Here is a 10,930-nt window from a genome sequence, read left to right on the forward strand (position 1 = left end):
CGCCGACGGCGTGCGCGTGACGGGTCCGGGCGGTCAACTCCACGGGTCGGATTCACCCCTGAGGGTGGCCGAGATATCCACAACCGGCGGGTAATCCACCGGATCTCATCAAGATCAACATTGCGCTCGCTCGCTCCCTACCGTCGGGCGCATGACTTCGCGATCTCCTCGTGACACGGTCGGACCGGGGCGGAGGCCGCGCGCCCGGCGGGTCACCGACGCCCGGCGGACGGCCACGCGCGCCGCGACCCTCTTCGACGTGCCGCCGCTCGACGCGCCACCGCCCGCCGCTGCCCCGAACCCTCCGCCCGGGGCGCCACTGCCACGTGCCGAGGCCATCGCCGCGGCCCGATCGGCCGTACGGGCCAGCCAGTACCGGGGTGAGCTCGTCCCGCCGGAGCCGGGCGCTGCCCGGGGTGCCGAACGGGTGCGGGCGGCGTCGCCGGATGGGGACGACGGGTCTGCCCTCGACGCGCCCCCGAAGGCCGGGGCGCGAGCGGATGCGGTCCGGGCGGGGGCGTCCGAAGCGGAGGCGGCCGGGCCCGAGGCGCGGGCAGAGGCACCGCCTTCCGGACAGGACGCCCCCGCGCCGTCGGCCGAACGGCCCACCGGGCCGGGCCAGGCCTCGCGTGCCCTGCGGGAACGGCTGCCGCTCTGGCTGCAGACCCGTTGCGCCGTCGAGCCCAGAGCCCTGGCCGCGCTCCTCGTCGTGCTGCTCGTGGCGGGCGGCTTCGCGGCCCACACGTGGTGGGACAGCCGCCCGGAGCCGGTCGGGGTGCCGGTGGCGGCCGCCGCGTCGTCCGGCCCGGAGGCCTCGCGGCCACCCCCGCGACCGCCGTCGGCCCCACCCGGCGAGCCGCCGCCCCGGGCGGACGGGCAAGTGCTCGTCGACGTCGCCGGGAAGGTCGAGAAACCGGGGGTGCACCGGCTTCCGGCGGGCGCGCGGGTGGCTGACGCCCTGGAGGCCGCGGGAGGCGTCCGCCGGGGCACGGACACGGTGGGCCTCAACCGGGCCCGCGTACTGGTCGACGGCGAGCACCTCCTCGTCGGCGTCACACCCCCGCCGGGCACGGTGCTCGGCCCCCACGGTGCCGGAGCGCCCGGCGGCGGCCTCCCCGCCGGCCGGATCAGCCTCAACGCGGCCACGGAAGAGCAGTTGGACAGCCTGCCCGGCATCGGGCCCGTCCTGGCCCGGAAGATCGTGGAGTACCGCACGGAGCGGGGCGGCTTCCGCTCCGTCGGCCAGCTGCGGGAGGTGAGCGGCATCGGGGACGGCCGGTTCGCCGAGCTCGAACCCCGCGTCGCGCCATGAACGCCCCGCCGGCCGCCCGGCCACGGGCCGCCGTGCACGCCGCGTCCGGCCACCGGCTCGGCGCCGCACACCCACGGCAGGAGGCGCCACCGGACCTCAGACTCGTTCCGCCCGCTCTGGCGGCCTGGGCGGCGGCCGCGCTCTCCCTGGGCGCCGCCGGGCGCACGGCGGCCGTCGGAGTCGGCTGCTGCTGCCTCCTCGCCCTGGGGCTGCTCGTCACCGCAAAGCGCGGCGGGCGGACGGCCCGGCGGCGGCCCGGCTGCCGCGGCGTCCTCCTCGCCGCGGCCCTGGCCCTGCTCTGCGCGGCGGCCGGCGGCGCCGTCGCCGCCCTGCACACGGCCGCGGTACGGGCCGGGCCGGTGGCCGAGCTCGCCGAGCGGCGGGCGCGGGCGCTCGTGGAGGTGACCCTGACCGGGGACCCACGGCTCGCCCGGCCCCGGGCGGACGGCGGGCCGCGCCCCGTCGTCGTCCCCGCCGAGGTCACCCGGATCACGGCCCCCGACGGCCGACGGACGGGCGTGCGCAGCCCCGTGCTCGTGGTCGCCCTGAGCGACACGCCGCGCGGCTGGCTCGCTCTGCTGCCCTCCACCCGGCTCCGGCTCACCGCCCGCCTCGCCCCGCCCCTGCCCGGCCAGGGCGGCGAACTCACCGCGGTGCTCCGGCCGTCGGGAGCGGGGCCGCCGACGGTCATCGGCGGCCCCGGCACCGTGCAGCGGCTGGCGGGCGCCGTGCGGGCCGACCTGCGAACAGCCTCGGCAGGCCTCCCCGCCGACGCCCGCGCGCTCCTGCCCGCCCTGATCGTCGGCGATGCCTCCGGCATTCCGCCCGACCTCCAACAGGCGGTCGAGGCGGCCGACATGACCCACATGATCGTGGTCAGCGGCAGTCAGCTCGCCGTGGTGCTGACCGTCCTCATCGGCTCGCCGGGGCTGGCCTCGCGGGCCGAACGGGGCGGACTCGCGGGCCGGTTCGGGGTGCCGCTGCGGTGCACCGCGGTCCTGGGCTGCGGGCTGATCCTGGCCTTCGTCACCGTCTGCCGTCCCGGGCCGAGCGTCCTGCGGGCGGCCGTCTGCGGCGGCCTGACCCTGCTGGCCCTCGCCACCGGTCGCCGCCGCTCGCTGCTCCCCGCGCTCGCGGCCGCCGTCCTGCTGCTCGTCCTGTATGACCCGGCCCTGGCCCGCTCCTACGGCTTCCTGCTCTCCGTCCTGGCCACGGCGGCGCTGCTCACGCTCGCGCCCTCCTGGAGCCGCCTGCTCCAGCGCCGCGGCCTGCCGGGGCGGCCGGCGGAGCTTGTGGCGGTCGCCGCCGCCACTCAGGTCGTCTGCGCTCCGGTGGTCGCCGTGTTCGCCGCCCGGGTCAGCCTCGTGGGCATCCCGTGCAACCTGTTGGCCGAGCTGGCTCTCGCCCCGGTCACGGTGCTCGGCTGGGCCGCGCTGGCCGCCGGGCCGGTGGCGATACCGGTGGCCGCGGGGCTGTTGTGGCTGGCGAGCTGGCCGGCCCGGTGGATCGCCCTTGTCGCCCGCACGGGCGCGGCGTTCCCCGGGGCCGAGCTGACCTGGCCGGACGGCTGGGCGGGCGCCGCCCTCCTGCTCGTCGCCACCCTGGCCGCCCTCGCATTCGTCCGCCGGGCGCTCGACCGGCCCTCGCTGGCCGCGCTCGCCGCCGTCCTCCTCCTCGTCGCGCTGCTGCGTCCCGTTCCGCTCACTCGCGCCGTCACCGGCTGGCCGCCTCCGGGGTGGCGGCTCGTGGCCTGCGACGTCGGCCAGGGGGACGGGCTGGTGCTCGCCGCGGGATCCGGTACCGCGCTGGTCGTCGACGTCGGCCCCGACCCCTCGGCCATGGACCGCTGTCTGCGGCGGCTGGGCGTGGACCGGGTACCGCTGATCGTCCTCAGCCACTTCCACGCCGACCACGTGCGCGGCCTGCCCGGCGCCCTGCGCGGCCGGGCCGTCGGAGCGGTGCAGACGACGGCACCGGGCGGCGCCTCCGGGCAGGCCCGTTTCGTGCGCCGGACGGCCGCGGCGGCCGGCGTGCCGGTGCTGCGGGCCCGCCCGGGGGAGCGCCGCCGTATCGGTGAGCGGCTGAGCTGGGAGGTCCTGTGGCCCCCCGCAGGCATGCGCGGTCTCAGCGCCAACGACAGCAGCATCACCCTGCTGGTGCGCACGGCCGGGCTCACCGTCCTCCTGCCCGGTGACCTGGAACCGCCGGCGCAGCGCGGGCTGCTGGCGCGCCACCCCGGGCTGTCCCGGGTTGACGTGCTCAAGGTGGCCCATCACGGTTCGGCCCACCAGCACCGGCCCCTGCTCGACCGGCTGTCGCCGGCCGTCGCCCTCGTCTCGTGCGGGGAGGCGAACGACTACGGGCACCCCGCCCCCGTCACGCTCGCCGCCCTGCGGGCGGCGGGGGCGCGGGTCCGGCGCACCGACGTGGACGGCGCCCTCGCGGTCGACGCCGCCGGGCGGGTCAGCGTGAGCGGGCGGCGCGGGCGATCGTCACCACGGCCTTCTCCAGCGCGTAGGCCGGGTCGTAGCCGCCGCCCTTCACCGCCGCGTCCGCCTCCGCCACCGCGCGCAGCGCCACGGAGACGCCGTCCGCCGACCAGCCGCGCATCTGCTGCCGCACCCGGTCCACCTTCCACGGCGGCATGCCCAGCTCCCGCGCCAGGTCGGCCGGGCGCATGCCCCGTGGCGCTGAGGCCAGCTTGCCGATGGCGCGCACCCCCTGGGCCAGCGCGCTCGTGACGAGCACCGGGGCGACCCCCGTGGCCAGCGCCCAGCGCAGCGCCTCCAGCGCCTCCGCCGTGCGTCCCTCCACCGCGCGGTCGGCCACGGTGAAGCTGGACGCCTCAGCCCGGCCCGTGTAGTACCGGCCCACCACGGACTCGTCGATCGTGCCGTCGACATCCGCGGTGAGCTGCGCACAGGCCGAGGCCAGCTCGCGCAGGTCGCTGCCGATCGCGTCCACGAGGGACTGGCAGGCCTCCGGGGTCGCCGAGCGGCCGAGCGCCCGGAACTCGGCCCGCACGAACGCCAGGCGGTCCCCCGGCTTGGTGACCTTCGCGCAGGCGACCTCGCGGGCCCCGGCCTTGCGGGCGGCGTCCAGCAGCCCCTTGCCCTTGGCGCCGCCGGCGTGCGCCAGCACCAGGATGATCTCCTCGGCGGGGGCCGACAGATACGCCTTCACGTCCTTGACGGTGTCCGCCGAGAGGTCCTGCGCCTGCCGGACGACGACGACCTTGCGCTCGGCGAAGAGCGACGGGCTGGTCAGCTCCGCCAGGGTGCCGGGCTGCAACTCGCCCGGGGCGAGCTCGCGTACGTCCGTGTCGGCGTCCTCCGCACGGGCGGCCTCGACGACCTCGCGCACGGCGCGCTCGATGAGCAGCTCCTCCTGGCCGACCAGGACGCTGCACGGAGCGAGGACGTGCTCCGCTGGGGGCTTCTTCGCTTTCGGGGGCATCGCCGACCAGCATCGCACGTCGCTCGGACACCGCTGCCGCCCCCGGCCCGGGGCCCGGCACAATGGCCCGGTGAGCGATGTACGACACCTGCTCGTCCTGCCCGACCGGGACAGTGCGGAAGAGGTGGCCGAGGAACTGACCGAGCGGCTGGGCCTGCCGGAGGAGCCGCAGCTCGTCCGGGACGCGCTGGCCGGTGAGGACGACGCCGAGGACGCCCAGTGGCTGGTCGTGGTGGAGGACCCGGACGGCCGCTGGGAGCCCGCCGCCCTCGACGCCCTGGCCGCCGCCCACGAGGGCTGGCTGGAGCGGGACTGAGTGCGCCCCGGCCCGTGTCCCGCCCCGTGTGTCCGGGGCGTGCCTCCGGCCGGGCGGTCGCAGGACCTAGGACCGCGGTAGAGGTGGGGACGGCGCCGCAGTCCGATGCCCGGGAGGGGGCTCGCGCCGTAGCGTCGCCCGTATGACGATCACCGAGCCCGAACCTCCCCGCACCGCCGAGCAGCGCAAGCGCGACGTGTTGCGGCGGCTGTCCCGCGACAACGACGTCTGGGTGGCCACGGCCTCCCGGGACGGGCAACCGTGCATGGTGCCGCTGTCATTCGCCTTCCACGACGGCGCGCTGATCCTGTGCACGCGGCGCACTACGCCGACGGCCCGCAACCTCCTCTCCGGCGACGGGCAGGTCACCCTCGGCGTGGGACTCACGCGTGACGTCGTGCTGATCCGGGCCGTGGCGGAGGCCGTCGACACCGATGGCCTCTCCGGGGCCGAGGGGGAGTCCTTCGCCGCGCGGACGGGCTTCGACCCGCGGGGCCGCGCCGACTGGGTGTTCTTCCGCTGCCGCCCCCGCACCCTGCGGGCCTGGCGCGAGGAGAACGAACTCGCGGGCCGCCTGCTGATGCGGGACGGCGTCTGGCTGGTGTGAGGCTCGGGAGCCCCTGTTCCCCGGGGCCCTGGCGAGCAGGGAACAAGGAAAACGCGGTGGGGGCCGGAACGACGTTCCGGCCCCCACCGCGGCGCGTGCGCGGCGGCTACTTCTCCCGCGTCCCCTGATACATCTCCTCCAGCAGATGGCCGAACTCGCGCTCGACGACGGGGCGCTTGAGCTTCAGGCTGGGCGTCAGCTCGCCGTGCTCGACGTCCAGGTCGCGCGGGAGGATGCGGAACTCCTTGATGGTCTGCCAGCGCTGGAGCCCGGTGTTGACCTGGTCCACGTAGCCGCGGATGAGCTCGCGCACCTCGGGCGAGGCGACGACCTCCGCGTAGCCGCGGCCCTCCTGCCCGTTCTCGGCCGCCCAGCCGAGGATCGAGGGCTCGTCCAGCGCGATGAGCGCGGTGCAGAAGTTCCGGTCCGCGCCGTGCACCAGGATCGTGGAGACGTACGGGCAGACGGCCTTGAACTGGCCCTCGACCTCGGTCGGTGCCACGTACTTGCCGCCGGAGGTCTTGAACATGTCCTTCTTGCGGTCGGTGATCCGCAGGTAGCCGTCCTCGGACAGCTCGCCGATGTCACCTGTGTGGAACCAGCCGTCGGACTCCAGGACCTCGGCGGTCTTCTCGGGCAGACCGTGGTAGCCCTGCATGATGCCGGGGCCGCGCAGCAGGATCTCGCCGTCCTCGGCGATCCGGACCTCGCAGCCGGGCAACGGCTTGCCGACCGTTCCGGTGCGGTAGGACATGCCGGGGTTGACGAAGCTGGCGGCACTGGACTCGGTCAGACCGTAGCCCTCCAGGATGTGGATGCCGGCGCCGGCGAAGAAGTAGCCGATGTCCGGGGCGAGGGCGGCCGAGCCTGAGACGCAGGCCCGCAGCCGCCCGCCGAAGGCGTCGCGCAGCTTCTTGTAGACGAGCCGGTCCGCGAGCGCGTGCTTCATCCGCAGCCCGGCGGGCGCGGAGGCGGTGCCGGTGCGGCGGAAGTTGTCCTGCGTGACCTTCGCGTACTCGCGGGCCACCTCTGCGGCCCAGAGGAAGATCTTGTACTTGGCCCCGCCGCCGGCCTTCGCCTTGGTGGCGACGCCGTTGTAGACCTTCTCGAAGATCCGCGGCACGGCGGCCATGTAGGTGGGCCGGACGACGGGCAGGTTCTCGATGATCTTGTCGATCCGGCCGTCGATGGCGGTGACGTGACCCACCTCGATCTGTCCGGCGGTCAGCACCTTGCCGAAGACGTGGGCCAGCGGCAGCCACAGGTACTGGACGTCCTCCTGCCGCGCCAGGCCCGTCATGGCGATGGCCTTGGCCATGTAGGACCAGTTGTCGTGCGGCAGCCGCACGCCCTTCGGCCGACCGGTGGTGCCCGAGGTGTAGATCAGGGTCGCGAGCTGGTCCGAACGCAGGGACTCGATCGTCTCCCGGACCGCCTCGGGCTTCTTCTCCAGGTGGGCCCGGCCGCGCTCCATCAGCTCGTCGAGGGTCAGCGCCCAGCCCTCGGGGTCCTCTTCGGCCGTGACCGGCTCACCGGCGGGGTCGATGACGACCACGTGGGCCAGGTGCGGCAGCTCGGAGCGCTTCTCCCGGGCCTTGGCGAGCTGGACGGCGTCCTCGGCGATCAGGACACGGCTCTCGGAGTCCGCCAGGATGAAGGCCGTCTCCTCGGCGTTCGTGCCGGGGTAGACGGTGGTGGTCGCCGCTCCGGCACACAGGATGCCCAGGTCGGCCAGGACCCAGTCCACCCTGGTGTTGGAAGCGATCGCGACCCGTTGCTCGGGCTCCACGCCCAGCGCCATCAGGCCGGCGGCGACGGCGAAGACGCGGTCGGCGGCCTCCGCCCAGGTGTAGGACTTCCAGTCGTCCGGCCCCGTGCCGGAGGCCGGGGGTACCGGATAGCGGTATGCCTCGTCGTCCGGGGTGGCCTTGATGCGCTCGAGAAAGAGCGCCGCCACGGAGGGCGGCCGGTTTTCGATCAGGGATTGCGTGTCGCTCACGACATCCTCCGTGGCCCGCGTTGTGCTGGGGGGTGACTCACGAGTAACTGAAGCGCTGATCAGCCTAGGGGCGATGGCCCTCCGGGGAAAGACTTCGGGAGCGCGGCAACGCTTTCGTTACCCCTGGATACGTTGCCGGGAGGCCCGTCACCTGGGGATTTGCACCCTTCGGTGCGCCTGTCACCGGGTGTCCCCCCACGTGTCCGCCGCCGCTTCGGAGGGTCGGTCAACGGGCACGAAGCGTCGAAATCGGATCATGTCGCGCCCCCAGGTTCGTTCTCGCGATGGGGTGGTCCGAATTCCGGGCACTGCCGGGGTGTCGGAAAAACGGGAGTGCGCCGGGGAAAACCGGCGCACTCCCGCTGCGTCATCCGGGGGCTTTACTTCTTGCTCTTGTCTCCGGCCTCGTCGCTGGAGAGGGCGGAGATGAAGGCCTCCTTGGGGACCTCCACGCTGCCCACCATCTTCATGCGCTTCTTGCCTTCCTTCTGCTTCTCCAGCAGCTTGCGCTTCCGGGAGATGTCACCGCCGTAGCACTTGGCCAGCACGTCCTTGCGGATCGCCCGGACCGTCTCGCGGGCGATGACCCGGGAGCCGACGGCCGCCTGGATCGGCACCTCGAAGTGCTGCCGCGGGATCAGCTCGCGCAGCTTCCCGGCCATGCGGACGCCGTAGGCGTAGGCCTTGTCCTTGTGGACGATCGCGGAGAAGGCGTCCACCTTGTCGCCGTTCAGCAGGATGTCGACCTTCACCAGGTCGGCGCTCTGCTCGCCGGTGGGCTCGTAGTCCAGCGAGGCGTAGCCGCGGGTCTTCGACTTCAGCGCGTCGAAGAAGTCGAACACGATCTCCGCCAGCGGCAGCGTGTACCGCAGCTCGACGCGGTCCTCGGAGAGGTAGTCCATGCCCTGGAGGTTGCCCCGGCGGGTCTGGCACAGCTCCATGATCGCGCCGACGTACTCGCTGGGCGCCAGGAGCGTCGCCCGCACGACCGGCTCGTGTACCCGGTCCACCTTGCCCGCGGGGAACTCGCTCGGGTTCGTGACGACGTGCTCCGTGCCGTCCTCCATGACGACCTGGTAGACGACGTTCGGCGCCGTGGCGATCAGGTCCAGCCCGAACTCGCGCTCCAGCCGCTCGCGGATGACCTCCAGATGCAGCAGGCCGAGGAAGCCCACGCGGAAGCCGAAGCCCAGGGCCGCCGACGTCTCCGGCTCGTAGACGAGCGCGGCGTCGTTCAGCTGGAGCTTGTCGAGCGCGTCCCGCAGCTCCGGGTAGTCGGAGCCGTCCAACGGGTACAGCCCCGAGAACACCATGGGCTTGGGGTCCTTGTACCCGGGCAGCGCCACTTCGGCGCCCTTGTGGAACTGCGTGATCGTGTCACCGACCTTGGACTGCCGCACGTCCTTCACACCGGTGATCAGATAGCCGACCTCGCCCACGCCCAGGCCGTCGGCGGCCTTCATCTCCGGGGAGTTGGTGCCGATCTCCAGCAGCTCGTGGGCGGCGCCGGTGGACATCATGCGGATGCGCTCGCGGCGGCCCAGCTCGCCGTCGACGACCTTCACGTAGGTCACGACGCCCCGGTAGGCGTCGTAGACGGAGTCGAAGATCATCGCACGGGCGGGGGCGTCCTTGACGCCGACCGGCGCGGGGACCAGCCGCACGACCTCGTCGAGCAGCTCCCCCACGCCCTCGCCCGTCTTGGCGGAGACGCGCAGGACCTCCTCGGGCTCGCAGCCGATCAGGTGGGCCAGCTCGGCGGCGAACTTCTCCGGCTGCGCGGCCGGCAGGTCGATCTTGTTCAGGACCGGGATGATCGTGAGGTCGTTCTCCATCGCCAGGTAGAGGTTGGCGAGGGTCTGCGCCTCGATGCCCTGGGCCGCGTCCACGAGCAGGATGCACCCCTCGCACGCCGCCAGCGAACGGGAGACCTCGTAGGTGAAGTCAACGTGGCCCGGGGTGTCGATCATGTTCAGGATGTGCGCGGTCCCCGAGTCGTCCCCCGAGGTGGGGGCCCACGGCATCCGCACGGCCTGGGACTTGATCGTGATGCCGCGTTCACGCTCGATGTCCATGCGGTCGAGGTACTGCGCGCGCATCTGGCGCTCTTCGACGATGCCGGTGAGCTGGAGCATCCGGTCGGCGAGCGTGGACTTGCCGTGGTCGATGTGCGCGATGATGCAGAAGTTGCGGATCAGCGCCGGGTCGGTACGACGCGGCTCGGGCACGTTCGAGGGGGTCGCGGGCACGCGGGGTCCTGTCGGGGTCATGGCTTGCGGATCGGTACGTCGTCCCCCATCGTCCCATGTCCGTCGGCCCTGGTCCGATTAGGGAGGGGCGGAGCCCGACTGCTAGTGTGGACGACTGTGCTTCGTGCCGCCGCGTGCCCTCTTCACCGGCGGACCCGCGGGCCGGTCCACCGGCCAGCAAGCACGGAAGAGACATCTCCGATCCTGAAAAGGCTCCTTCGTGGCGAACATCAAGTCCCAGATCAAGCGGATCAAGACCAACGAGAAGGCCCGCCAGCGCAACAAGGCCGTCAAGTCCGAGCTGAAGACCGCCATCCGCCGCGTGCGCGAGGCCGTCGCCGCCGGTGAGGCCGAGAAGGCCACCGCCGCCGTCGCCGTGGCCGGCCGCAAGCTGGACAAGGCCGTCAGCAAGGGCGTTCTGCACAAGAACAACGCCGCCAACAAGAAGTCGGCGCTCGCCCAGCAGGTCTCCGCTCTGCAGAAGTGATCCCGGCCGCCTCGGCGGCCCCCTCCGCCCTGTTCCGGTGACGGACCCCGGCTGCCCTCTCATCAGCCGCCCGCTCCGGGTCACCGGCGGAAGCACGACTCGCGCCGCACGCGGCCTGCGTTCGCCACGCGGGTGCGGCGCACCAGCACCACCCGAAGGCCCCGCCTCCCTCCCCAGGGAACGCGGGGCCTTCCGCATGCGTCCAGACGGGCCTCGGGGGCGACCTTCACGCCGATTCAGGTGAACGTCCCATGTTCAGCTGACGTTCTCGTCGGCGCTGCCCGTGTGCTGTGTCCACGTCGCCGCGCTGGGGTGGTGGTCGGCGTGGAGAGCAGGGCCCAGCAGTGGTGCGATACCATGTGCTGCCGCGTTTCGGGAAGGTTAAGTGCCCCACTTCAGGGGTCGATTAGATCACGAATGGATAACGCTCGGCAACTGTTTGCCGTCGGGTGTCGTCTCTTCAGTGAGGAATCACCGAGCGTGCCCTCATGTGGCGTACTAGCA

At 73.3% G+C, this 10,930-nt stretch carries 7 protein-coding genes and 1 pseudogene; 5 read left to right on the forward strand and 3 right to left on the reverse strand.

What is annotated here, in order from left to right:
• Positions 1-151 precede the first annotated feature (151 nt).
• Together HPT28_RS14855 and HPT28_RS14860 are read left to right on the forward strand one after the other, a co-directional pair.
• Positions 152-1,312 (forward strand): ComEA family DNA-binding protein, encoded by a 1,161-nt coding sequence (locus tag HPT28_RS14855; RefSeq protein WP_219091550.1) that lies wholly within the window; start codon positions 152-154, stop codon positions 1,310-1,312.
• A pseudogene (locus HPT28_RS14860) lies at positions 1,309-3,771 on the forward strand (ComEC/Rec2 family competence protein); the annotation flags it as partial. The gene HPT28_RS14855 and the pseudogene HPT28_RS14860, both read left to right, overlap by 4 nt.
• A gap of 4 nt (positions 3,772-3,775) precedes the next feature.
• Here HPT28_RS14860 and holA read toward each other — a convergent pair.
• On the reverse strand, positions 3,776-4,768 hold the full coding sequence (gene holA, locus HPT28_RS14865; protein ID WP_219091551.1) for a DNA polymerase III subunit delta: 993 nt from the start codon (positions 4,766-4,768) through the stop codon (positions 3,776-3,778).
• A 70-nt stretch (positions 4,769-4,838) separates the two neighbouring features.
• Here holA and HPT28_RS14870 point away from each other — a divergent pair, with 70 nt between their 5' ends.
• Positions 4,839-5,084 (forward strand): hypothetical protein, encoded by a 246-nt coding sequence (locus tag HPT28_RS14870; protein ID WP_219091552.1) that lies wholly within the window; start codon positions 4,839-4,841, stop codon positions 5,082-5,084.
• A gap of 142 nt (positions 5,085-5,226) precedes the next feature.
• Complete coding sequence (locus tag HPT28_RS14875; protein ID WP_219091553.1) at positions 5,227-5,691, forward strand: pyridoxamine 5'-phosphate oxidase family protein; 465 nt, start codon at positions 5,227-5,229, stop codon at positions 5,689-5,691.
• A gap of 106 nt (positions 5,692-5,797) precedes the next feature.
• Here the strand turns inward: HPT28_RS14875 and HPT28_RS14880 are convergent, their stop codons facing one another.
• On the reverse strand, positions 5,798-7,690 hold the full coding sequence (locus tag HPT28_RS14880; RefSeq protein WP_219091554.1) for a long-chain fatty acid--CoA ligase: 1,893 nt from the start codon (positions 7,688-7,690) through the stop codon (positions 5,798-5,800).
• A gap of 380 nt (positions 7,691-8,070) precedes the next feature.
• The gene (lepA, locus tag HPT28_RS14885) at positions 8,071-9,939 is read right to left on the reverse strand and encodes a translation elongation factor 4 (protein WP_219091555.1); all 1,869 of its coding nucleotides are present in this window, start codon (positions 9,937-9,939) and stop codon (positions 8,071-8,073) included.
• Between the two features lie 220 nt (positions 9,940-10,159).
• Between lepA and rpsT the strand changes: the two genes are divergently transcribed.
• On the forward strand, positions 10,160-10,426 hold the full coding sequence (rpsT, locus tag HPT28_RS14890; protein WP_219091556.1) for a 30S ribosomal protein S20: 267 nt from the start codon (positions 10,160-10,162) through the stop codon (positions 10,424-10,426).
• Positions 10,427-10,930: the final 504 nt, after the last annotated feature.

It is taken from the genome of Streptomyces sp. JJ38 (assembly GCF_019303475.1).
Classification (GTDB): Bacteria; Actinomycetota; Actinomycetes; order Streptomycetales; family Streptomycetaceae; genus Streptomyces.